This window comes from Rhodoferax sp. GW821-FHT10B06 (genome assembly GCF_059415605.1).
Genome location: NZ_JBWKNO010000021.1, coordinates 74,163 through 99,007, shown reverse-complemented (window position 1 = coordinate 99,007; position 24,845 = coordinate 74,163). Strand labels below are relative to the sequence as shown.

Genomic DNA, 24,845 nt, shown 5'->3' with positions numbered 1-24,845 from the left:
TACGGCCTTGCTTTCCCTGGCTTGTTGTGTCATCTGCCTTCGTAGACTTTCCCCGTTTTGTTAGCCGCTCTTAGTCGAAAAGGTGGGCACCCAAGGTATTGAGCTGCTGATGTGGCTGGCCACGCGGGCCGCTTTGCCTGGACAGGCGCGGTTGCTGCATTCGAACTACCACATTCCCATCTCCAACACTGCCGCTGGTTTGATGTTGATGGAGTCCATCACTTAAGCTGTGCGCACATAAAAAAAGCCCCTGCCAGCGTGAACCGGCAGGGGCTTTTTTATGGGCAGTGCTCTTACAGCGTGTCGATGAAGCTGCGCAGCTTGTCCGAGCGGCTGGGGTGCTTGAGCTTGCGCAGTGCCTTGGCTTCTATTTGGCGGATGCGCTCGCGGGTCACGTCGAACTGTTTGCCGACTTCTTCCAGCGTGTGGTCGGTGCTCATTTCGATACCGAAGCGCATGCGCAGCACTTTGGCTTCGCGTGGCGTCAGACTGTCCAGAATGTCCTTCACCACATCACGCAGGCCGGCTTGCATGGCAGCTTCGATAGGCGCGGTGTTGGCACCGTCTTCGATGAAGTCGCCCAAATGGCTGTCGTCATCGTCACCAATCGGCGTTTCCATGGAGATCGGCTCTTTGGCGATCTTCATGATCTTGCGGATCTTGTCTTCCGGGATCTCCATCTTTTCAGCCAGGATGGATGCATCGGGCTCGAAACCAAACTCTTGCAAGTGCTGGCGGCTGATGCGGTTCATCTTGTTGATGGTTTCGATCATGTGCACCGGAATACGGATGGTGCGTGCTTGGTCAGCGATCGAGCGCGTAATGGCCTGGCGAATCCACCAGGTGGCGTAGGTCGAGAACTTGTAGCCGCGGCGGTATTCGAACTTGTCCACCGCCTTCATCAGGCCGATATTGCCTTCCTGGATCAAATCCAGAAACTGCAGGCCGCGGTTGGTGTACTTCTTGGCGATGGAAATCACCAGGCGCAAATTGGCCTCGATCATTTCCTTCTTGGCATCGCGCGAGGCGGCTTCGCCTTCGTTCATGCGCTTGTTGATGCCTTTCAGTTCGTCCAGCGGAACCACGACACGGGCTTGCAGGTCGGTCAGCTTTTGCTGGATATCCTGCACGGGCGGAATGTTGCGGCCCATGATCGCACTCCACGGCTTGTTGGCCGCGGTCTGCTTTTCGATCCACTTCAGGTCCAGCAGATGCGATGGCACTTTGTTGCCCATCTTGTCGCGGCCGCTGAAGTCGGCGATGAAGTTTTCTTGCGGATAGCCGCATTTGTCTACCAGGATGCGACGCAGCTCGCGTTCTTTCTTGCGCACGTCGTCCACCTGGCTGCGCAGCAGATCGCACAGCTTTTCAATCGTCTTGGCGGTAAAGCGGATGGTCATCAGCTCTTCGCTCAAAGCGGCCTGGGCCTTGACGTAGTGCGGCGTGCCGTAGCCTTCCTTGTCGTAGATCTTGTGGACCTTCTCGAACAACTCGCGCAGGCGGTCGAAGCGGGTCAGGGCTTCGTTTTTCAGCTCTTCCAACTTCTTGGTTAGTGCCTTGGAGCCGCCCTTGCCGTCGTCATCGTCGGCCGCGTCGAATTCGTCGAAGTCTTCTTCGGCCACGTAATCGTCGGCTTCGTTCGGGTTGGAGAAGCCGTCCACGATGGTGGAGATGACAACTTTGCCTTCGCGGATCTGTTCGCCCAAGGCAAACACTTCGGCCAAGGTGGCGGGGCTTGCGCTGATGGCTTCCATCATGCGCATCAGACCACCTTCGATGCGTTTGGCGATTTCAATTTCGCCCTCGCGGGTCAGCAGCTCAACTGTGCCCATTTCGCGCATGTACATGCGTACCGGGTCGGTGGTGCGGCCGAATTCGCTGTCCACAGTGCTCAGGGCTGCTTCCGCTTCTTCTTCGGCTTCTTCCTCGGTCGCCGCAGTCGGTGCGGTGTTGTTCAGCAGCAGGGTTTCGGCGTCGGGCGTTTGCTCGTACACCGCTACGCCCATGTCGTTCAACATGTTGACCACGACTTCCAGCGTTTCCGCATCGACCAGCTTGTCGGGCAAGTGGTCGGAAATTTCGCCGTGCGTCAAATAGCCGCGGGTCTTACCCAGCTTGATCAGGGCCTTCAGGCGCATGCGGCGCTTGGCCATGTCTTCTTCGGACAGGACGGTTTCGTCCAGACCGAATTCCTTCATCAGCGCGCGTTCTTTCGCCTTGCTGATCTTCATGCGCAGAGGCTTGATCTTCTCACCGGTGGGGCTGAGTTGAACCGGCGTTTCTTCCACCGGGTCTTCTTCGATTTCGATCAGATCGTCCAGATTGATTTCCGTCGAAATGGAGCCCTTGGGCTTGGGGCCGCGCTTGGCACCGGTCGGCTTGGGCTTGGCCGCTGCCGCGGTAGTGCTGGCGGTCGCTGCAGGAATGGTTACGACCTTGGGGGGGCGGCCAGGTTTTTTCTTGGCTGCGGAGTCTTCAGCGGCTGCTACTACTTTTACGGCAGGGGTCTTCGATGCGGGCACGGATTTCACTTTCAAGGCGGACTTGGCCACGACCTCGGGTGCGGCTTTTGCCGTACTTTTGGTTTTTGCTGCGGGTGCTGCAGCGGATTTGACGGGCTTCTCGGACTTTTGAGCGGGCATGGGCAGAAACCTCAGGACAACAGCAAACAAACGAAATAAACCCGGAAACCGCAGGTTACCGGCGCGGGCGCGTGGGAGAGAGAGTTTCTCGTTGGCAAGATGTCTGGGCGATCATTTGGCATGCAGTCCTTGCGGAGGAGCCGGCGCGCGCTGTGGCGCCGATTGGCGGTGTCCGGAGGTGCTGCTGTCGCTCTTGCCGAGCAGTTAGCCTTAGATTATAGCCTGCTGGCTTAAATTCAAGTGCTAATTGCGGTTTATGTCACTTTGGTGGCCATAAGCTCCAGGCGGCGCCGATTGATGGCCCGATAGCGCTCCAGAGCCTCGGGATCAGAGGCTGCGGCGGCAAGAGCTTCCGTTTCCTGTTGTTTGAGCTGGTCGATCAGCATCAGGTTCAACAAGGCCTTCAATTCGTTCAAGGCCTCGCGCCCAGGCGTGGCGCCGGGGTCTATGGGCTCGGGCGGAGGGCCGGCTTCCAGCCCAGACATGAGCTTCAGCGCCAGGCTTTCGAATGCTTCTTCGCGTAGGCTCTCTCGTAGATTGCCCCAGGTTTGGGGCCCGTGCTCGTGTTGCTGTATCTCTAGCCACACAAATAGCGCGCCGTGGGGCTGGGGCAGGTCGCAGAGCAGCGCATGTTCCTCATGGGAAAGATCATTCCAGGCCGAGCTATTGGCTAGTAGCAGCCGGGCCGCATGGTCGGAACGACTCGCGGGTTGGCGACGGCCTTGGCGATCCGATCCAACAGGGGGTGGTTTGGGCTCGTAGCGCCGGCCGGGTGTATATGGAGTGCTACTTTTTTTGTAGCCCTTAACTTCGGTGCGGGTGCTGCTGATGGCTTTGCCTTGCCATACATCGTTGAGTTCGCTGCTGTTGAGCTGTACCAGATCGGCAATTTCTGCCAGCAGTTGGCGTTTGAGTGCGCCCTCAGGCAGTTGTCCCCACAGCGGCTTGGCATTGCTGGCCAAATGGGCTCGCCCCTCAGCGGTATGCAGTTCGCAGCCCTCACGGACCGAGTCGATCAGGAAGCGGCTCAGCGGAATGGCCTCGGCGATATAGCGGGCAAATGCATCCTGGCCAAAGCTTCGGATGTAGCTGTCTGGGTCGTGCTCTGGCGGCAGGAATAGAAATTTACAGCTGCGTACATCGGTCGCCATGGGAAGTGCGCCGTCCAGCGCCTTGCGCGCAGCACGTCTGCCAGCGGCATCTCCATCGAAGCTGAAAACGACTGAATCGGTAAATCGGAACAGCTTTTGCAAATGGTCGCTGGTGCAGGCTGTACCCAGTGTGGCGACTGCATTGGGAAAACCCAACTGGGCCAAGGCCACGACGTCCATATAGCCTTCTGTAACAAGGGCATACCCGGCGTCGCGCAGGGCATTGCGCGCTTCAAACAAGCCATACAGCTCGCGCCCCTTGCTGAATACCGGGGTTTCGGGCGAATTCAGGTACTTGGGCTTGTCGTCGCCCAGCACCCGGCCGCCAAAGCCGATGCATTCGCCCTTGACATTGCGGATGGGAAACATGACCCGGTCCCGGAAGCGGTCGTAGCGCTTGTCTTCCCCATCTTCTCCGGTAATGACTAGCCCACTTTCCACTAGCAGCGGGTCGTCGTAGTGCGGGAATACGCTGGCCAGGCTGCGCCAGCCCTCCGGGGCGTAACCCAGGTCGAATTGCTTGGCAATTTCTCCGGACAAGCCTCGGCCCTTGAAGTAGGCAATGGCCCGGGACGATTCTTTCAAGTGCTTTTTATAGGCCAGGCATGCCTTTTCCAGCACGTCTGTCAGCGTGGCCTGTTTTTGCTTTTGTTCCGCCGCACGGGCCCGGTCTTGCGGCGATGCCTCGTCTTCCGGCACTTGCATGCCGTATTGCTGGGCCAGGTCTTGCACGGCCTCGACAAAAGTCATGCCCACGTGGTCCATCAGGAACCGAACGGCATCACCATTTTTACCGCAGCCAAAGCAGTGGTAGAACTGCTTGGTGGGACTGACGGAAAAAGACGGCGACTTCTCGGAATGAAAAGGGCATAAGCCCATGAAGTTGGCGCCCCCCTTTTTGAGTTGCACGTAGCGGCCCACGATTTCGACGACATCGGCGCGGGCAATCAGTTCCTGGATGAAGGTATGGGGAATAGTCACCACACTATTGTCCATGCAGCGGGGCGATGTCGGTGTCAAGGCCGGTTTTTTGCTTTTGGGGTGGCGGTGAAATGCCCTGGCTTTACCGCCTTCCGCACTTATTCAAGTTGCCACGCCGATCTGATAATCTATAAATGCGGCGAGGCAGCACCATGCCACTATCGTCTCCTTGGTAAATTCATGACTTTTATGGCGTCTTCCTTGATTTTCCAAAATGGTTAGAGCTTTTTCCCTCCAGTTTGACGACAAAAGCAAGCTTGAGGCACAGCCGTCTTTGAATGCATTGCCTCCTAGTCGGCGCACTACGGTGGTGCGATCGGCGGTCGGCAGCTTGGCGCCGGTTTTGCAGCCGCGGACTCGCTATACCGTCGGGGCACCTGTCGCACAGCATCCCGAGCAAGCCTCACAGCAAGCCGAACCCCAATTGGAGCGTCTTCGTGTAGATCCATCCTTGCGCTCCCAGGCTTTACCAGCCCCTTTGCTGGCATACACGCCCATGGGCATGCGCTCATTCATCAGTGCAGGCGAGGGCGGGCCTACCGTCGTCTTCGAATCTGGCCTGGGTGACGGCAAGGAGATTTGGGGCAATATTTTTAATGAAGTCAGCGCTGTCGCCCGAGTGTTTGCCTATGATCGGGCCGGCTATGGCGGCAGTGACCCATCCAACTTGCAACGTGACGGCCACCAGGTGGTGCAAGAGTTGCGGGCATTGCTGCAGGCGGAGGAAATCAAGCCGCCTTATATTCTTGTGGGGCATTCTTTGGGTGGCACATTTGTCAAATTGTTCGCCCGCATGCATCCTGGTGACGTGGCAGGAGTGGTGTTAGTCGATGCCCGTCATTCTGAATTCGACAAACGCTGTAGGCAGCAGGGCGTGCACCGCTTGCTCTACCAGCCTCCACAGCTCCTGTTTGCGCTTTCTTCACGAGCGACCCGCGCGGAGCTGGCGGCGTCGGCCTTGACCATGCGGCAAGCGCGCCGGGCTGGGCCTTTCCCCCCTATTCCTTTGATTGTTCTTTCGCAAGGCAAGGCCACATCGAACTGGCCCGAGCGCTTGGGCAAGGTTTGGAACGCCAGCCAGCGCAACCTGGCCAAGATGTCTAAGCTTGGTCGCATGCGGGTATGCGAAGACAGCGGGCATAACATCCACCAAGATCGACCGGAGATGGTTACGACCGCAATTTTGAGCGTACTGTCTGCTGCACGCTACGCCCAGGCCAAGGCTAAACGTTGATGCTATTTATTTTGTAGCTGCCAGCGCAGGTGTTTAGTGCGCCAGCGGCTATATTTGTTTATGCTGGACGATGCAACCTCAGGGGAGGGTAATCGTGAGGTTGGCTGGGCGTGGGGCCAAGCGCACGATGTCGTTGTAGCCGTTGATGCCATCCTGTGTGGAGCGTTGCAGCATCCAGCTTAAAACACCGTAGGCGGACAAAGCCATCAAGGCAAATATGGCGCCTATCACCCATACAGGAACGTCATTGCGAAGCCGATTGGCAATAGCGTCAGGGCGAGCCCAATGGGGGGCGAAACCGGCGCTTTTTCCCTTTATGTGACTGATTTCGTCTCCTAGGCGAGCCGTAATGTAGTTCAGCTTTTCCAGCCCCTCAATGACGTATTTGCCCTGAAAGCCCATCAGCAAGCACATATGAAATACTTCTAATGCATGAATGTGCGCGGCACCCTTGGCCCGCATGGCTTCCAGCTGGTTGAAAAAGTTTTCACCTGCCAGCTGATCGCCAAACAACGCCAACTGCAGAGGCCGTCGTTCCCATGCATCGCGGATGGCAAATTGCGAGCGCAAAACGATTTCATCCACGCAAGCGCAAAAAGCATATTTGGCTGCGTGTACATCTTCGGCAGAGACATTCAGTTTCTTGGCTCCTTGCTCCACGACGGTTAAAAATTTCTGCATTCTTGCCAGCAGTGTCTCGCTATCTTGCGGAGCACTGCCACCTTTGAGCAAGAAGAGTGCGTAGAAACCGTCGTACATCAAATCCAATAGGGAGTTTGCATGCACAGGGGCTTCGCTAGCAAAGAATGGGCTAGAGGATGGCGCTGCAGATGCACCTAGCAGGGAGGGAGCGGATGAGGTCATGCGGTTACTGCTAAAAGTTCAAGCTTGAGTCCACGAATACCTGCGGGTACGTAAATGCAGATGGACTGGGCCTGCAACATACGCTCATACATGGCCCCTTTGGGGTCGATTGCAAAATAATAAGTATCAGGTCGCACCGGTACGGCAGCTGGTACCTGGGGTGAGTACACCAGTTTCACACCTGGCATGGCCGCCAGCACAAACTTCTCCACATCATCTGGCGCTCCGGTCTTGAAGCGAAGCGGCACGATGTCAATTAGTTCAACCGCGGGTATATCGGCGCCGACCGCGAGGTACAAGGCCGTCTTGTCGTCGATTTTTCCGGAATCCAGCATGCCATGGTGGTAAGACGGCTTGGCCTCTGACAGTGCGATTGCAAAATAGCGCGATGAAATAACGGTGTCCAGCAGCTCTCGGATGATGCCATCCAGCTTGGCAAAACCGGGGCCCGGATCCTGGTGTACATAGGGTGGCAGATCGCTCAGCGCGTAGTTTTTGGAGAAGGTCATTAACGAGCCTGTAAGAGTCAACAGTTGCTCGTAGAGTCGCTCGGGGTGCAACAGAGGATTGTTTTGGTAATGGCTCAATGCAGCATAGGCCGTGCTGGCAGTGTGTAGAAGCCAAAAAGACGAAATGTCTCCAGAGCGGAATTCAACTACGTTCTTACTGGGTTCCCTGTGGTGTCCATATAGCGCGCTGACTTTGGCTTGTAACGCATCCATTAGGCGCCGTAGCCTGAGTACCAAGTGCGGCGCGCTGCCAACAGATAGGCTGGGTGGGATGAAATGCGGGTCCAATTCAAAGCCGCCTTGGCTGGAACGGCGTAATCGAGCGATAGGCAGGCAGACCATGGCGTCACGTGGTTCCAGTTCGGAAATAAGTCGCACCGACTTTTTGAGGTAAACCACTTCGGCTTTGGCCGCATCCGTGAAAAGGTCGGGTGTCTCATGATTGGCCTGGGTGTAGCGGGACGACTGTTGACCATTCGCATTTGCCACGAAGTTGCCGCCAAAACTTTTGAGCGCTGGCAGTGCCGCATAGTAGGTAATGGTTTGCAGCGTGGGTGGCAGATCTGTCAAAGCAACGGCTTCTGGTAAATCGTCACCGTCAGGCGCGCGGTAAATTTCACCGTCCTGAAAAATAACGGACAGGTCCAACAACCGAAAAGAGTTATTGGCCAAAGCATCCCGGTCAATTTTGAGTTGCTGGACACCCCAGGCATAAGGGTTAAGCGCTGTAGCGGTCTGGTGCAGACGACTTTCGTGGTAGCTATCTTGGCGCTGGAAATGCTGTGGACGCAGGAACAAGCCCTCGCCCCACAAAACCTTGTCAGATTGATTCACAGTATGGATCTCTTTTATATATTCGTTTTTCAGTAAAACTATTGTGGACACCGTACTGGCGCCAGCATGGGATTTTTGCTTTGTGTGTCGGTCGAAGTAGTGCCAACCCCCACGGTCAGAACGCAAGCGTGCAATCCTAGAACGATGCCGGATTTTTCTGCCTGTGCCGCGGGGAAATCAACCCTCCAGCGTGATGGGACTGGGTTTCTAAATAATGCAACAACGCCAATATATCCGGCTTCATAGCTGACTTTTTCAATTGCCTCATAACGTTGGCCTGGTATTAGTGTAATTTCTCGAACCTCCAATAAATCAGCACCTAGCGTCTCTTTTTCCTTTTGAGAATTCAAGAAAACGTCATAAGGGGCTTGAGAAAATGCAGTGTTTTGCTTGAGTTTGTAAATCTTTGCAATAACCGCAAGTGGACGTCCGGATGCATCCAGGTTCAAAGTATCACTGGCGTGCAGTTTAATCGGTACATTGCGAGGCACCTTTAAGGCATCCGGTACCTCGGGGGCATCCGGCTTTTTAAGGCCCGTGGCCTCGAGTGCGGAATTAGCTACTGCCCCCAAAACAGAGACAGCAGATGTGGCCGAGCATCCTGCGACCCCCAAAAAAGAAAGAATCATCAGGATCTGATAAAAGAATTTTTTCCACAATTTTGATGAAGAAAATGATGTTTGTCGAAAGTCGGATTCGCGCACTTGTATTGATCCAATGCTAAGAGTGATGTGTGCTTTTTATCGATTAAACCAAGCAAATTATGCCGTCCCAGTACATCTTTGCTTGCAGTTCTAGGGGGGGGGCAACAGCGCTTCATTGATCAACTGAAAGCTTCTGAAGGTTTCTGAAAACGAAGTTGCAAGATGGAAGACCCGAAAATTTCGCATGCAACCTGCGCTAACATAGACAGATTCGCATTTTCAACAATGAAAACATTGTTTTGTACTAGGAGCATTACGCGTGCATATTCGTAAATTGAATTCTGCTTATTTTTTGTTGCTGGCATCTCTTTTAGGGGGGTGTGCCGCACCAGTTAAAACGCCCGAACCTGTCAAAGTGACCCTGGAGTCTGCAGTAACAGATGCAAATGCTGCTCAGGCAGCAGGGCAAACGGATCAGGCATTAAGTTTATTTAAAGATGCTGCCAATAAATTTCCTACTGATAAAACACCATGGTTACGCATGGCGCAGATTAAATTTGATAGTGGAATCTATGGCGAAGCCATCATAAATGCGCTGGAGGCATTGCAGCGAGATCCTTCAGATAAGATTGCCAATAGTATTGTGACCGTGAGTGGTTTACGTCTCGCAACAAAATCTCTCGCCGATTTGCGTACCCAAAATGCGCTGTCTGGTACCGTCAAAAATGAAGCTCAAGACCTTGCCAAGTTGCTTCGCGAAAATCTTGGTGAAACTGTTTTGGTGCCTCCTCCAGCAGCTACGGCTCCCCGGCCACGTGTATCGGCCCCCCTTGCGGTGAAGCCGGTGGCGGCGAGCTCCAAGCCTACCAGCGCTTCGGCCAAGGTCGACACTCCAGACTCGGGGAAATCTAATCCATTTGGTGGATTAAAGTAGTTCGGTTGCCCGCTGCAAGAGATACATTGCTCCCCGCAGCATTTTAAATTTTTGTTACCTGTGGAGTGAACATGGCTAAAAGTGAAAGCATTCAAAAGAAACTTCAAAAAGTGCGTCCACCACGGGTGCAAATGACTTATGACGTCGAAATTGGTGATGCTATTGAAAAGAAAGAACTGGCATTTGTGACCGGTGTTGTTGGAGATTTCAGTGGTAACTCTGAAATTGCCATGGCCAAGTTAAAGGATCGCAAATTTATTAACATTGACCCGGACAACTTTGATGAGGTTATGAAGGGGTTGGAGCCGCGAGCTGCATATCGCGTAAAAAATGAATTGAGCGAGAAAGGCGGTGAATTTTCTGTGGATCTGAAATTTAAATCCATGGAGGATTTTCGTCCAGAAGCGGTGGTGAGGCAGGTGGAACCCCTCCAAAAACTATTAGAGGCGCGTACAAAATTGGCTGATTTACGTAATAAATTGGCTGGCAGTGAGAAGCTTGAAGATATTCTCAATGATGTGCTTAACAATACGGAAAAGCTAGCGGAACTAAGTCAAAAAACTACCAAGTAATCGGGGTAATTATGTCTGAACAAAAAAATACAGCAGAGGCTGCCGTTGAAGTGCAGACTGAGCTTGGTTTGTTGGATCAAATCGTTGAGCAAAGTAAGGTTGCCAAGTCAAGTGCCGAGCACACCCGGGCAAAAGATATTATTTCTGAGCTGGTAAATCAGGTCATGGACGGCACTGTGGTGGTGTCAGAGAATTTGATGGCGACCTTGGATGCGCGTGTTGCCGAAATTGATCGACTAATTTCTAATCAAGTAAGTGCGATCATGCACGCAGCCGAATTCCAAAAGCTGGAAAGTAGCTGGACCGGACTGCATTACTTAGTAAAAAACACGTCAACTGGTCAAAATTTAAAAATAAAAGTTTTAAATGCCACCAAAAAAGAATTGATCAAAGATTTCAATTCGGCTTTGGAGTTTGATCAAAGTACGATGTTCAAAAAGGTGTATGAGGAAGAGTTTGGCACTTTTGGTGGGGCTCCATTTGGGAGCCTGATTGGTGATTTCGAAATTACGCGACAGCCAGAAGACATGTATTTTATTGAGCAAATGTCGCGTATAGCCGCGGCCGCTCATGCTCCGTTTATTTCTGCTGCGTCACCCGAACTGTTTGGGCTGGAAACATATAGCGATTTAGGTAAGCCGCGTGATTTGGCAAAAATATTCGATACAGTTGAATATGCAAAATGGAAATCCTTTCGTGAATCAGAAGACTCACGTTATGTGGGTTTGACCTTGCCGAGGTTTCTGGGGCGACTGCCATTTAATCCCAGAGATGGATTAACTGTGGAAGGTTTTAACTTTGTAGAGGATGTAGATGGGACAGACCACGAAAAATATTTGTGGTGTAACGCAGCATATGCTTTCGGAACAAAACTGACCAAAGCCTTTGAAGACTTCGGTTGGTGTGCCGCAATACGTGGCGTTGAGGGTGGTGGTTTGGTTGAGGATTTACCAACTCACACTTTTAAAACTGATGAAGGTGAAGTCGCTTTAAAGTGTCCGACTGAAATTGCAATTACGGATCGGCGCGAAAAAGAACTGAGCGATCTTGGTTTCATATCGCTTGTGCATTGCAAAAATACCGATTACGCGGCTTTTTTTGGTGCGCAATCTACGCAAAAGGCAAAAAGCTACAACACAGAATCAGCCAACGCCAACGCGGTATTGTCTTCTCAGTTGCAATATATTTTTGCGGTATCTCGTATTGCCCATTACATGAAATCCATGATGCGCGACAAGATTGGCAGTTTTGCTGCAGCATCCAATGTGGAGGATTTCTTGAATCGTTGGATTGCGCAGTATGTGCTGCTGGATGACAACGCTAGCCAAGAGGCAAAAGCACAATTCCCCTTACGGGAGGCGTCTGTGCAGGTTTCTGAAGTGCCAGGCCGACCGGGTGTTTACCGTGCAGTATCTTTTTTACGCCCGCACTTTCAGCTGGATGAATTGTCAGTATCTCTCCGCTTGGTGGCTGAATTGCCTCAGTCCTCCAAGTCTTAACCGTTGTTTTATACAACATAACCGAAAGGTAAATTATGGCAATTGACGTATATTTGCAGATTGATGGCATTAAGGGTGAATCCACCGATGATTCACACAAAGATTGGATTGAGTGCCAATCCGTTGATTTTGGTGTTTTGCAACCAAAGTCCGCGACGGCATCTACAGGAGGCGGGCACACTGCCGAACGCTGTGAACACAAAGATATCATTTTCACAAAACTTGCTGATTTGTCAACGCCCTTGCTGTTGCAAAATAGCTCGTCTGGCAAAACGATTGCCAAGGCAAAATTTGAATTTTTGCGCGCTGATGGCAAAGGTGAGCGCGTCAAATACTTCGAAATTGAAATTGAAAACCTGATTATCAGCAGCGTTTCCTCTTCTGTCGCTGAAGGTAGTATTTTGACGGATGTGGTTTCCTTGAAATACTCGTTGGTTAAATGGAAGTACACGCAGCAGAAGATTGGCGGCGGCGCTGGTGGTAATACCTCTGGCGGCTGGGATCTGTCTAAAAACAAGGTTGCCTAAGATCTTGTCACTTGAAATAACCACTGACTTTCGTTGGTGGTTATTTCATTTGGATATAAATATATATGAAAGGATTTTCTTCAGGATTGTTTGAGAAATTACTCGGCGATGGTGCGCGATCTTCATCGCAGAGCCTCGTACGGTTGTTGTCGCTAGAAGAATTGAAGGATGAGGTAGCCCGTGACCTTGAGTCCCTTTTAAACACGCGTGCTGTTTTTACGTTGGACAATTTAAAAAAATATCCCGAATGTTCGACCTCGATCATCAACTATGGTTTGCATGATTTTGCAGGTATGAGTTTGGCTAGTACGGATGACAGAGCCACTATTTGCCGCAATCTAGAGCAATCGATTGCTCGCCACGAACCTCGATTAAGAAGTGTGCGGGCTTCTCTGGAGGTTCAGGACGGCAAGATCAATAGATTGAGCTTTTCCATTTCAGCGCTTTTGGTTGTGAGTACAACCCAGGAGCCAGTTAGTTTTGATGCCGTATTGCAACCATCGTCTTTGCAATATTCAATTAAAAAATCCCGGTATACGGCACGGATCGGAATTTAAGTTGCAAGAACTTCTTCCTTACTATGAGCGAGAGCTAGGCTTTCTAAGGCGGTATTCGCGCGAGTTTTCGGAGCGTTATCCGAAAATTGCGGGCAGCCTATTGATGGTGGGGGAGGTCTGTGAAGATCCTCACATCGAGCGCATGATCCAGTCATTTGCGTTGCTGAGTGCGCGAGTTTCTAAACGCATCGACGACGACTACCCCGAGTTTACGGAAGCACTGTTTGAAGTGCTTTACCCACATTATTTGCGACCATTTCCATCGTGTGCGATCGCGCGTATGGATTCGGGTGTCAACGTATCCCAGTTAACGGCTGCAACTCTAATGCCGCGAGGGACGGAGGTGAGCACGCGTCCGGTTAAGGGTGTTGAGTGTAGATTTCAAACCGCTTATGACGTGGTTGTTGCTCCTATTCGGTTGTCTCATGCCCAGTTCGATGCCATTGTGTCGGCTCCGGAATCCGTTGTGTTGCCACCCAAGGTCACTTCAAAAATCAGCATTCACATAGATGTTCTGTCAGAGCAGCTCGGCGTTGGTCAACTCGGTATTGGCAAACTCAGAGTGTTTATCGATGGAGAGCCATCCTTTTGCGCAGCTTTGCGGGACGCATTGTTTACCCGTAGTGTGCGAGCCTATGTTGAGCTGCCTAAAACGACGCAATGGAAGACACTGCCAGCCGTTCCAATTCGGGAGGTGGGCTTTGACGAAGAAGATGCACTGATTGATTTCCCTGCCAACTCGCATCCTGCTTACCGTCTGTTGACTGAGTATTTCTCTTTTCCAGAGAAATTCAATTTTTTTGATCTGGAACTCTTGCCCATTTTGGCGCTGTTGCCGTTGGGGTGTAAGGGATTTATTCTGCATTTGGCGCTGGAGGGTCTGCGTTCAGATTCGAATATCGCGCGGATGTTGGGTACGCTATCGGCCAAGAATCTGCTGTTGGGGTGTACGCCCGTGGTCAATCTGTTTAAACAACATGGTGACCCCATCCGCCTCACGCATACGGGTGCGCAGTATCCGGTGGTCGCGGATTCGCAGAATGCATTTGCGTTCGAGGTGTACGCAATTGACTCAGTCAAACTGGTTCGACAATCGTCACAGGGTGAGTCTGTCACTGAATTCCGTCCGTTTTATTCTTTGCGCCACGGCCAGGTGCCGGGCAAAGAGGGGCATTACTGGGTCATGCGCCGCAATGAAATTGTGGCTCTCAGAAGCCCAGGGTATGAGGCAGAAATTTCGATTGTTGATATTGACTTTGATCCCGCCGAGATTGAGACGCAGACTTTGAGTTTGGAACTCACGGCGACCAATCGTGACTTGCCTGCCGCATTGGCCTACGGGCTACCAGGCGGTGATTTGTTTCTGAAAGGCGGCACGCTGGTCAAGTCCATGAGTTTGCTGCGCAAGCCCAGTGCCCCCCTGCGCTTTGAGCGCGGACGAGGAGCCCATTGGCGCTTGATTTCGCATCTGGCGTTGAACCATTTATCGTTGACCAAAGGTGGGGTTGATGCCTTTCGCGAAACTTTGACCTTGTATGACTTGTCGCGTTCCGCGACAACGCAGCGCCAGATCGGAGCAATTTTCTCCATAGAACACCGTGCGGCCACTGCGTGGTTACCTGGCAATCCATTCGCCAGCCTGGTACGGGGAGTTGAAGTGCGTCTGACGCTGGATGAAGAGGGCTTCGTCGGCAGTGGCTTACATGTGTTTGCCAGCCTGATTGACCGGTTTTTAGGGTTATACGTACACGTCAACAGTTTTACCCAACTCGTCATTACATCCAAAAGAAATGGGGAGGAGCTGTTGCGATGCCGACCACGAAGCGGAGATTTGAGCCTAGCGTAGTTCAGCGCCTGCTCGCCACGCCATATCGCTTCCAGTTCTTCCAGTCGGTGCGGCTGATCGAACTGTGGTTTAAGAACAGAGGTGTGGGTTCGGAGCAGATGCTGTCCAACCACATACGCTTTGCCAATCGGATTTCTCTTGGCTATCCGGCTAGTGAAGTCGAGAGCCTTGCGGTTTTTCCGTCGGAGCCGGATGCGTCCGTGGTGGAGTCTGAGCTTGCAATGCAGAGCGAGGCATTCAAGCATTTCAGCTTGACGCCTACATTCATGGGTTTTCTGGGCGGCAATGGAGCCCTGCCAAACCATTACACCGAGCGTGTTGCTGCGCATCAGGCTTTGGAAAAAGATGAAGGCCCACGTGCTTTTCTAGACACTTTTTCCAATCGTGCATTGGCTTTGTTTTACCGTGCCTGGCGTAAGTACCGGCTGGAGTTGCACTACGACCAAGCCGAGGGAAAAGACGGGTTTCTCCCGTTGTTGCTGTCGTTGTCGGGTCTGGGGCAAAGCTCTCTGCATAGCCGTCTGGGGCGCGACGGAGAGGGCGTTCTTGATGAGTCCATTGCGCGGTTTGCCGCCGCCGTACGTCAGCGCCCCACATCTGCTGCGCTGTTGCAGCGCGTTTTAAGCGAATATTTTGCGGTACCCATCGCGCTAGAGCAGTTTGTCGGCATGTGGTACCACGTGCCACGTGAGCACCAAACGCAACTAGGGTCAACCAATGCCGTGTTGGGCACGGCTGCGATGGTGGGCTCGCGTGTCTGGCAACGTGACCTGCGGGTACGTCTGCGCGTAGGGCCGCTGGCCCGCGCAGATTTTGAACAGTTTTTGCCAAGGGCCAAGGCGGCTGTAGCTTTGCAAAAAATACTCACCCTTTTTACCGGCGTGTGTCTGGAGTACGAGGTGCAATTGGTATTGCGCTCTTCCGATGTATCCGGCGCCCGTTTAGGTACGGATGGCCCAAGTGGTCGGCTTGGGTGGGATTTATTTTTGACTAGTAAACCAGAAGTGCAGGACCGCGCGGACGTCTGTTACGACATCCATGCGCTGGCTGCAGATTTTTAGACGCGAAAGTAGGCGATGGGCACCAATCTCAAAACACTGATCAGCAAACTCAACGACCACGCACGGCTAGCGACAGAACGCGCAGCCAATATGTGTACCAGCAGAGGTCAATACGAAGTCGATCTGGAGCATTTGTTCCTGGCTTTGCTGGAGCAGCCCCACAGCGACTTTGCCGTGATTGCCCGTAAGTCCGGCATCAGTGTCGAGAGCCTGCAATCAGATCTAGAGGCCGAAATCGGCCGCTTCAAAACTGGCAACACGCGCACACCCGTGCTGTCGCCACATTTGCAGACCTTGTTCGAACATGCCTGGCTGATTACTTCACTGGACAACCAGTCTGCGCGCATACGCAGCAGCCATCTTTTGCTGGCTTTATTGACTCAGCCCGATTTGGCGCAGCTGGCCTACAGAGGGTCCAAGCTGTTTGTCAAATTCAAGTTGGACGAACTGAAGCACAACTTAGCCAAACTGACCGAGGGTTCTGAAGAAGGGGCCCGTGTGCAATCGATTACGCAAGAGCAGGGCGGCGATCCCGTCGGTGATCTGTCCGCTCGAACAGGCACCAAGACTCCTGCCTTGGACCAGTACACCACCAACCTCACGCAGCGGGCTCGTGAAGGCAAGGTAGACCCGGTGATAGGTCGCGATACGGAAATACGCCAGGCCGTCGACATCTTGCTGAGGCGTCGGCAGAACAATCCCATTCTGACCGGTGAAGCCGGTGTGGGTAAAACCGCTGTAGTTGAAGGCTTGGCTTTGCGCATAGCACAGAAGGATGTGCCCGAAGTTCTGCAAGGCGTAGAAATCCACACCTTGGACATGGGCCTGCTGCAGGCTGGCGCCAGCGTCAAAGGTGAGTTTGAGAATCGGCTGAAAAATGTGATTGACGAGGTGAAGAAGAGCCCACACGCCATCATTTTGTTCATTGACGAAGCCCATACGATGATCGGAGCAGGCGGCCAAGCCGGCCAGAACGATGCGGCCAATTTGCTCAAACCGGCCTTGGCCCGGGGCGAGCTGCGCACTATCGCTGCGACCACATGGGGTGAATACAAAAAGTATTTTGAAAAAGACGCAGCGTTGGCTCGACGCTTTCAGGTGATCAAGGTGGAAGAGCCCAGCGAAGAACTGGCTTGTGCCATGCTGCGCGGCATGGCTGCGGTGATGGAGAAGCACTTCAACGTGCGTATTTTTGACGAAGCCATCACCGAAGCAGTGCGCCTGTCCCACCGCTACATCAGCGGCCGTCAATTGCCCGACAAGGCGATCAGCGTACTGGATACGGCCTGCGCGAAAGTCGCGCTGGGGCAAAGCGCGGTCCCGGCCGTGCTGGAAAATCTGCGAAAACATCTGGACCGCATGCACACCGAGATTGCCAACCTGGAGCGCGAGCAGGCCAGTGGCAGCCAGCACGGAGAGCGGCTGCAAGAACTCTTTGCCCAACGCGATGCGGCCAATGCGGAGCTAGTGCTGCAGACCGCGCGCTGGGATACAGAGCAAGCCCTTGCAAAAAAAATAAAGGCCGCTCGTCTTGCTCTGGAAGCGCTTGTAGTGCAGGCACCAGCCGTGGTGACGGAGGGCGCTTCCAAACCGGCTAAAGCAACCAAGAAGCCGGCCAAAGCCAGTGATAGCCCGGAGTTGGCTGCTCTTCAGCAACTGTTGACAGAACTCAAGATCCACCAGGGCGAAACGCCCCTGGTCCCCGTCCAGGTTGACGGTCATGTCGTAGCTGAAATTGTTGCCAGCTGGACCGGTATTCCTCTGGGCAAGATGGTCAGTGACGAAATCAAAACCGTGCTCAAGCTTAAGGACCTGCTGCAAGAGCGCGTTCTGGGCCAGCCCCATGCCATCGAAGCTGTTGCCCAGCGTGTACGCACCTCGCGCGCCAACCTGGACGACCCCAACAAGCCCAAGGGCGTGTTCCTGTTTGTAGGCCCCAGCGGCATCGGCAAAACCGAGACTGCGCTGGCTTTGGCCGACGCTTTGTATGGTGGCGAGAAAAAGCTCATCACCATCAATATGAGCGAATACCAGGAAGCGCATAGCGTGTCTGGCCTGAAAGGTTCGCCACCTGGCTACGTGGGCTATGGCGAGGGCGGTGTGCTGACAGAAGCTGTGCGCCGCAACCCTTACAGCGTAGTGTTACTGGATGAAGTCGAGAAAGCCCACCCCGATGTGATGGAGCTGTTCTTCCAGGTCTTTGACAAAGGTGTGATGGACGATGCAGAGGGCCGCGAAATCGACTTCAAGAACACGATCATCATCTTGACCAGCAATGTTGCCTCCAGCCAGATGATGCAGGCCTGCCTGAACAAGACCGCTGACGAACTACCCAGCACCGAAGCGCTGGAAGCCTTGATCCGGCCGCAGCTGATGAAGGCCTTCAAACCCGCTTTCCTAGGGCGGCTGAAGGTGGTTCCGTACTACCCCATTGGCGATGAGGTGCTGGCGCAAATCATCGAGCTCAAGCTATCGCGCATCCAGAAGCGCATTGCCGTCAACCACAAAGCCGAGTTTGTGTATGACGACGCGCTGGTGGATGCAATCCTGGCCCGCTGCACCGAGGTGGATTCGGGTGCCCGCAATGTAGACAACATCTTGAACGGCAGCCTGTTGCCTGAAATATCAGAAAGCGTGCTGGCCCAGATGGCCACAGGCGGCCTTATCCGCAAGATCAAGGTCAGCGCCAATAAAAAGGGCGACTTCAAGTACGCCATACAGTAAGTGAACCGGTAAGCACATATGACCGCGATCAGCACCATCGCCAGTCTTGGCCCGCTCAGTGGCGTATTCAGCAGCATGCTCGACAGCTGGGGCCAGTCCGACCGTTTGCTGCGTTTGCACACCACGCTGCCAGGACAATTACTGCTGGCCGAACGTCTGCAGGCGGTAGAGTCCTTGTACCCTGGCAACCTGGGCGTGCAAGACGAAACCGGGACCGGCTTGGCCGCGGACCCCGCGTTTTGCGGCACCCGTTGGTACATACGCTGCCTGAGCCAAGACGCCCATATCGACCTGTCCACGTTGTTGGGCCAGCCAGTGCTACTGGAGCTGCTTACCGATGCCAGCCGTACCGATTTGCGTCCCTTCCATGGCCATATCACCCATGTTGAGCAATTGGGTGCCAACGGCGGTTTGGCCCGTTACCAGCTGACCGTGGAACCCTGGCTCGCCTTTCTGGCGCAGCGCCAGGACAGCGCCAGCTTCCAGGACATGCAGGTCTTTGACATCCTGGATTCCATCTTCCAGGACTACCAGGGCCAGGGCGCTCTGCAGCCGCAGTGGCGGTTTGATATTGCCGACAAGTCTGCCTACCCCAAACGCAGTCTGACGACCCAGTACCAGGAAACCGACCTGGCCTTCATCACCCGGCTCATGGCCGAAGAAGGCCTGTTCGCCTGGGTAGAGCATGTGGGCGATGCCAACAGCCCCGCACTGGGCACCCACACCGTCGTGATAGCCGACCACAACGGCGCATTCCAGCCCAACGCCAGCGCGAATGTCGCCTTCACCCAGCCCGGCGCAGTCATGCAACGCGACAGTGTCGACCGCTGGCGCAGCCTCAGCCGCTGGCAGGCCCGCACGGTGCAACTCAGCACATGGGACTACCGTGTCGGTACCAGCCGCCCAGCGCTGGCCAGCAATACCGGCAATGGGGAATCCGATGCCACCGGCGCCATCCCCTTGGCCCACCGGGACGCCCCCGGCGCCTATGCCTTCGAAACCTCGGCCCAAGGCCAGCGTCTGGCCCGCAACCAGCTCCAGTCCCTGGATGTCGCCCGCCAGCTCTATACCGGAGCGGGCACCGTACGCAGCTTCGCCCCCGGCACCCACTTCGTGCTCAGCGGCCAGGCCGATCTATCCACGTTGTTGGAAGAACCACCTGAGGACGAACGCCGCTATACCCTGCTGCGTGTCGTTCACCTGGCGCACAACAACCTCAGCGCAGACCTGCGTGCCGCAGTAGACCAGCGCTTGGGTGGAGAACAGAAAGAGGCCTCGGGAATAAATGCCAAATCGGCCTCTGGCGCAGGTACTACCAGCGCAAGCAGCTATCTATTCAATAGCATGCAAGGGGCGTTGAAAGAGACGTTGGGTAGTCTCTCCGGCAGCGACAAACCCCTGTACCGCAACCGCGTGGACGCCATACGCAACACCACCCCCTACCGGGGCTCCCAGGTGAGCAGCCAGGGCCAGTTGCTCCACCCCAAGCCCAGCGTCTACGGCCAGCAAACCGCTGTCGTGGTGGGCCCCACGGGACAGGTGGTCTACACCGACCGCGATCACCGCGTCAAAGTCCAATTCCACTGGCAGCGTGATGCCGCCGGCCAATACGGCAGCCACAGCCGTCAGAGCCACCCCAGCCAGCAAGGCCAAGGTGGAGCCCACACAGGGGCGCCTGCCAATGAACAAAGCGGCACCTGGGTCCGGGTCGCCGCCAGCCTGGCCCCCACAGCAGGCGCCAACTGGGGCGCTGTCGCTATCCCCCGCATAGGCCAGGAAGTCTGGGTGGACTTCATCGAGGGCGACATCGACCGCCCCGTCATCACCGGCAGCGTCTACAACGGCCAAGGCACTGCCGACGCCCAATACAACCAGGCCCCTAGTGGTGCTGGCAGCAGCACCGGCAACGCCCCCGCATGGTTCCCCGGTGAGGCCGACGGCCATGCGCACCCCGCAGCCTTGAGCGGCATCAAAACCCAGGCCTTGTCCGCCAGCCAGCAAGGCGCAGGTGGCTACAACCAACTGGTGTTTGACGACAGCGCCGGCCAGGCCCGCACCGCTCTGCAAAGCCATGCTTCCCCGCACCAGGGAACGGCTGAACTCAACCTGGGCCAGCTGCGCCACCAAAGCGACAACCAACGACTGAATCCGGTGGGCTTCGGCGCGGAACTCAAAACCCCGCACAGCCACGCCAGCCGGGCCGGCGCTGGCATGCTGCTGAGTACCGACGCTAGAGCTAACGTCAGCCGCACCCAGCTCGACAGCCAGGAGGCGATAGCTCAGGCCCAGGCCAGCCAACAGCTGCACACCAGCCTGGCCGAGACCGCCCAAAAGCACAAAGCCGAACTCAAAGCCCAGCCCGAACCAGCCAAGCTGCCCGCCGTAGAACAACAGGCCCGCAGCATAAACATCCTGCAAACCCAGGACCAAGACGCCACTGCCTACAGCGAACCCCTGCTCCAGCTCAGCGGCAAAGGCGGCATCACCACCGCCACCCCCGAGAGCGGCGTCTTCAGTGCCGGCAACACCAGCAGCATCACCGCAGGAAACGCCATCAACCTGGCCGCCCAAGGCAACAGCCATCACCTGGTCAAAGACGGCATCAGCTTCTTCACCTACGGCAAAGTCAGCAACGCCAGCCAGCCGAACCAGGAAACCGGCATCGCCCTGCATTCCGCCAGCGGCAAGGTCAGCAGCCAAAGCCAGAGTGGCCAGACACGGCTGACGGCAGACCAGGGCATTACGGTGGCCAGCGTCACAGGTGCAATCAACGTCAGTGCGCAGCAGCATGTGTTGCTGACAGCCGGTGGGGCAGGGCTGCGCATTGAAGGGGGCAACATCACCATTCAGGGGCCGGGGACGATGGCGTTCAAGAGAAGTGCCGTGGAACTGGCTGGGCCGGGGAATGTGGGTACGCCCGCGTTGTCGTTTCCGAAGAGTGCGCTGGTATTGCCTTCGGAAAACCCTCAATACAGTGTGCAAACCAATGTAGCCGATATGGTAGGAGCTCACCCAGAAACTCAGCATACCGTGGTGGGGGTACCGTATGAATATCGAACCAAAGATGGCGTTGTATTAGGTTCAGGCAGAACCGACGCCAAAGGACACACAGGCCGTGTTTATACGCACGAGCCGCAAGATGTTTACCTGTATCTCGGCGATGGTGCGCATGAACTGTCAATGGATGTCAAACATCGCCCGCCAGAAAATCAAGCAACAAACGGAGAGAGTGCATGAGCAGCGACATTGAAGACGCGATTGCTGGCGGTAAACCCAACGCCGTGGACGTGTCTGGACAAACGGAAAAGTCCAAGGATGTGCCAACTACTCCCACACAGGAGCAGGCACAGCCCCCTGTTGCATCACAATCCGCAACGGCAGAAAGTCCCGGTACAGAGAAACCCAGTAGCCCGGCTTCAAATCCCAATATCTCGGGTGAGCAGGGCGACACAAGCAAAACTACACCGACTGACGCTCCCCTCGTGGAAGAGGGCGCATCCCTGGAGATTGTTGTTGTCGACGAAAAAGGGAACTCCATCCCGAAAATGGCCCTACGTGTTATCGATGCTAGACAAAAGAATACAAGTAAAAAGATTCTATTTGACGGCAGCACTGATGCAAAGGGCAAAATCGCAGCGATAGAGAATATTGCAATTGGAACTACGTTTGAAATACAAATAAAACGCGATACGGGTGAGTACAAATATTCAGCTACAGGCACCGTTACCGTAGCCGGTGAGCACACCGCCAATTTAAAAATACCCCGCTTCAGATTTGAATTCAGCACCTACAGCCACATAGGAGTTCCGGGCAAGGCGGAAGAAAAAGTCAAAGAACTGGCGAGCAAGCACAGTCAAACACCAGAGTCAAAGCCGAATATCTCACGCAACCCTCCCGATCAAAAACCTAAAACTCAAGTGGAACGCAATCAGGATGGCAATCCGTTGGTTGTGGTCACTGATGGATTGAAGAATATGATGGGAATAAACTCTGTCAAGGTCCAAAATGGATATGGTAGTTTAAGTGATGTCGAAAAAGTCAATTTGCTGATTGAGTTTGCGATGAGGCAAATAAAATGGGACTACGGTTCCAAAAATTCGGCAAACATTTTGGATGAAATGAAGAATAGTAAATTTTTTGAAACAGTCCGAAAAAGTGGTGATGGAAAAGGATATGCACAATCACTGCATGCTTGTAATAAATATGTAAAAGTCGCCCTAGGTTACATGGGCTTTGGAGGGGAAAATGGTCCAGCTCCAGCGAAGGAGATGGGGCCGGCTCTTGAGAAGGGGGGGTTTAAAAATATTACAAAACTTTTACCTGATGCACGATGGGCGGCCCCGGGAGATGTGATTGTGTACACGGACAAGCGCGGTGCAGCGCAAGCAGGGCATATCGATATAAGAACTTATGACGGCTATGTGAGCGATTTTTGGGATAGTTATTTGCCGGTAAGTGGGTTTGAAGTAACTGGCATATATCGCAAGTACTTTGATCCAATGCCTGAGAAAAGAATGCGCGCATTTTTAAAGGTGATACGTAGTCGTGAAGCAGAAACCATTTTTGTTCAGTCAGGAGATGCTGCGACCTATTCCGCACTGCCTATGTCGTCAGTAAAAAGGGGATCGCCACCACCCAAGTTTGAAAGCTTTGCAACGCACCCGTATGTGGGAACCAAGGCGGCATCAACGCCTTCAGGTGCATATGGCATCACATTGCAAACTTGGAAGCTATATTTCCCCAAATGGGTTGTACCGGAAAAAGAGGAAGACACATTTAGTCCGACTATTCAAGATCGAATAGCTATTGCCATTATGGAGATGCATCCAGGACAAGGCTGGGGATCTGCTGGATATCAGACGATGATCCCTACAAGTTTGGCTTTGGTTCGAACTGGAAAAATAGCAGAAGCAGCTAAACAACTTGCAACTGCAACTCCCGGACATTCTTCGCAATGGTCGTCACTTCCTGGTGGGACTGAGACAAATGGATATACAGTAGAAAAAATGTTGACAGATTATGAAAAATATCTCAATGAACAAGCCTAATAGAATTTTTTCATTTTATTTGTTGGATTTGCCTCTGATATTTTTAATGTCTTTGGTTTTAATCTTCTTGCCAAAAAATGCTTCTGCCAAGGATGCTTGTGCGGGTATATCCATACCTGCAAAGCGATTTATTTACCTGGCAGATTCAAATTTTAAAAAAATAGATGATGGTCGTGTTTCTATTGGCGCTGTAAATTTTCGACAATCTAATGATCTGCCCCCACAATTCTATATTGTTAGCTCCAGAGATGTTATTGCCGATGTTCCGTTGACTGGAAAGGCATTTGGTGCTGTCGTTCAATCAATTGCTAGCAAATGTTCTGCAGTGAATTTGGCAGTGGTTAGTTTTGTATTTGATGGATCCGATTTGCCACCAGGGGAATTTTTTCTGGATGCATATTTCTTAGGGGTTAACTCTCAAGGCCAACCTGTGATGGAGGCACTTGTCAAAAAATTTAGTGGAATTATTGAAAGAGTCTGGTTGCAGGCTAGTCCACGCAATTTGCCTAATGGTAATGTAGTACTTAAAATTGAAAATAATGGAAATTTAGCCACTAATGCAATGGCTTTTTCTGAGCTTCCCAATGAACTTCCCGTGAATATAATCAATAATGAATGCGAAAAAAAGTCATTGAAACCACGAGAATCTTGTAATATTTCCATAAATCCAAAGGCGGTCGATAAATCTCTCCTTGATAGTTCTATTTCGTGGGACGTTCAGTACGAAAATTCCGAGGAGTTTTTTAGATTATTTTTTAATGTCAAAAAAAATAACATTGAATTTTTTATATCAAATAAATGAATATCTCATTAATAATGCTCTGTAAAGCTTTTTTTAAAAACTTGCAGATCAATAAAATCAATAACTTACGAGCTTCATTCATTTAAAATGTTGGCGGCTATGAACGATTTGCTGACCGGCTCCAGTTTTACGGGTGGGCTGTGCTGGGCAACTGTCCAAGTAGGCAATGACACAAGACGGTTTAATTGGCGAGGAGAAAGGCCGTAGGCGGATTCTTTCTTTTTGTCTGATTCACGCATCTAAAGCAATTTGTGGTTTGGGTACCGTCGCTTTGCTGCAAGATGCTCCCAAGGGCGATCTCACTTCCCATGCGCTCGAAATTATCCGTAGTATTGAGTTTCTAGACGATGCCCCAGGGTCAACATCCGGGGCTGATCCGATGAAGAAACCTATATCGACTCCGGCGCAGTAGGGGC

At 53.3% G+C, this 24,845-nt stretch carries 18 protein-coding genes; 13 read left to right on the top strand and 5 right to left on the bottom strand.

Annotated elements, in window-relative coordinates:
* Window positions 1–82: 82 nt before the first annotated feature.
* Window positions 83–226: a hypothetical protein gene (locus AC07O2_RS23450; RefSeq protein WP_495234609.1), complete on the top strand. Its 144-nt coding sequence runs from the start codon at window positions 83–85 to the stop codon at window positions 224–226.
* Window positions 227–293: 67 nt separating this feature from the next.
* On the opposite strand, the gene rpoD is transcribed toward AC07O2_RS23450, so the two are convergent.
* Window positions 294–2,642 carry an RNA polymerase sigma factor RpoD gene (gene rpoD, locus AC07O2_RS23445; protein WP_495234608.1) on the bottom strand — a complete coding sequence of 783 codons (2,349 nt, stop codon included), beginning with the start codon at window positions 2,640–2,642 and terminating at the stop codon, window positions 294–296.
* Between the two features lie 254 nt (window positions 2,643–2,896).
* A complete protein-coding gene (gene dnaG / locus AC07O2_RS23440) occupies window positions 2,897–4,774 on the bottom strand; it encodes a DNA primase (RefSeq protein WP_495234607.1) in 1,878 nt (625 codons plus the stop codon).
* A 502-nt stretch (window positions 4,775–5,276) separates the two neighbouring features.
* Between dnaG and AC07O2_RS23435 the strand changes: the two genes are divergently transcribed.
* Window positions 5,277–6,008: an alpha/beta fold hydrolase gene (locus tag AC07O2_RS23435; protein WP_495096734.1), complete on the top strand. Its 732-nt coding sequence runs from the start codon at window positions 5,277–5,279 to the stop codon at window positions 6,006–6,008.
* Window positions 6,009–6,086: 78 nt separating this feature from the next.
* Here AC07O2_RS23435 and icmH read toward each other — a convergent pair whose 3' ends face one another.
* Genes icmH through tssJ form a run of 3 tightly spaced genes read right to left on the bottom strand, consistent with a single transcriptional unit; the run spans window position 6,087 to window position 8,919 of the window.
* Window positions 6,087–6,872 (bottom strand): type IVB secretion system protein IcmH/DotU, encoded by a 786-nt coding sequence (icmH, locus tag AC07O2_RS23430; RefSeq protein ID WP_495104601.1) that lies wholly within the window; start codon window positions 6,870–6,872, stop codon window positions 6,087–6,089.
* A complete protein-coding gene (gene tssK / locus AC07O2_RS23425; RefSeq protein ID WP_495234610.1) occupies window positions 6,869–8,215 on the bottom strand; it encodes a type VI secretion system baseplate subunit TssK in 1,347 nt (448 codons plus the stop codon). Before tssK ends, icmH begins: the two co-directional genes overlap by 4 nt.
* Window positions 8,216–8,253: 38 nt before the next feature.
* Window positions 8,254–8,919 carry a type VI secretion system lipoprotein TssJ gene (gene tssJ / locus AC07O2_RS23420; RefSeq protein WP_495234606.1) on the bottom strand — a complete coding sequence of 222 codons (666 nt, stop codon included), beginning with the start codon at window positions 8,917–8,919 and terminating at the stop codon, window positions 8,254–8,256.
* Between the two features lie 259 nt (window positions 8,920–9,178).
* Between tssJ and AC07O2_RS23415 the strand changes: the two genes are divergently transcribed.
* The 11 genes from AC07O2_RS23415 to AC07O2_RS23365 all read left to right on the top strand — a co-directional run bounded on the left by AC07O2_RS23415 (window position 9,179) and on the right by AC07O2_RS23365 (window position 24,429).
* Window positions 9,179–9,793: a tetratricopeptide repeat protein gene (locus AC07O2_RS23415; RefSeq protein WP_495234605.1), complete on the top strand. Its 615-nt coding sequence runs from the start codon at window positions 9,179–9,181 to the stop codon at window positions 9,791–9,793.
* A gap of 71 nt (window positions 9,794–9,864) precedes the next feature.
* Complete coding sequence (gene tssB, locus AC07O2_RS23410) at window positions 9,865–10,365, top strand: type VI secretion system contractile sheath small subunit (RefSeq protein WP_495096729.1); 501 nt, start codon at window positions 9,865–9,867, stop codon at window positions 10,363–10,365.
* Window positions 10,366–10,376: 11 nt separating this feature from the next.
* On the top strand, window positions 10,377–11,864 hold the full coding sequence (gene tssC / locus AC07O2_RS23405) for a type VI secretion system contractile sheath large subunit (protein WP_495104605.1): 1,488 nt from the start codon (window positions 10,377–10,379) through the stop codon (window positions 11,862–11,864).
* 35 nt (window positions 11,865–11,899) lie between these two features.
* The gene (locus tag AC07O2_RS23400) at window positions 11,900–12,391 is read left to right on the top strand and encodes an Hcp family type VI secretion system effector (protein ID WP_495234604.1); all 492 of its coding nucleotides are present in this window, start codon (window positions 11,900–11,902) and stop codon (window positions 12,389–12,391) included.
* Between the two features lie 65 nt (window positions 12,392–12,456).
* On the top strand, window positions 12,457–12,948 hold the full coding sequence (gene tssE, locus AC07O2_RS23395) for a type VI secretion system baseplate subunit TssE (protein ID WP_495096726.1): 492 nt from the start codon (window positions 12,457–12,459) through the stop codon (window positions 12,946–12,948).
* Between the two features lies 1 nt (window position 12,949).
* The gene (tssF, locus tag AC07O2_RS23390; protein ID WP_495234603.1) at window positions 12,950–14,794 is read left to right on the top strand and encodes a type VI secretion system baseplate subunit TssF; all 1,845 of its coding nucleotides are present in this window, start codon (window positions 12,950–12,952) and stop codon (window positions 14,792–14,794) included.
* Window positions 14,758–15,855, top strand: a complete 1,098-nt coding sequence (tssG, locus tag AC07O2_RS23385; RefSeq protein ID WP_495234602.1) for a type VI secretion system baseplate subunit TssG — start codon at window positions 14,758–14,760, stop codon at window positions 15,853–15,855. The genes tssF and tssG overlap by 37 nt, the downstream gene beginning before the upstream one ends.
* 15 nt (window positions 15,856–15,870) lie before the next feature.
* Window positions 15,871–18,579, top strand: coding sequence for a type VI secretion system ATPase TssH (tssH, locus tag AC07O2_RS23380; protein WP_495234601.1), 2,709 nt, complete (start codon window positions 15,871–15,873; stop codon window positions 18,577–18,579).
* 18 nt (window positions 18,580–18,597) lie between these two features.
* Window positions 18,598–21,816: a type VI secretion system Vgr family protein gene (locus tag AC07O2_RS23375; protein WP_495234600.1), complete on the top strand. Its 3,219-nt coding sequence runs from the start codon at window positions 18,598–18,600 to the stop codon at window positions 21,814–21,816.
* Window positions 21,813–23,627: a hypothetical protein gene (locus AC07O2_RS23370; RefSeq protein WP_495234599.1), complete on the top strand. Its 1,815-nt coding sequence runs from the start codon at window positions 21,813–21,815 to the stop codon at window positions 23,625–23,627. The genes AC07O2_RS23375 and AC07O2_RS23370 overlap by 4 nt, the downstream gene beginning before the upstream one ends.
* A complete protein-coding gene (locus AC07O2_RS23365; RefSeq protein ID WP_495234598.1) occupies window positions 23,614–24,429 on the top strand; it encodes a hypothetical protein in 816 nt (271 codons plus the stop codon). Before AC07O2_RS23370 ends, AC07O2_RS23365 begins: the two co-directional genes overlap by 14 nt.
* Window positions 24,430–24,845 lie beyond the last annotated feature (416 nt).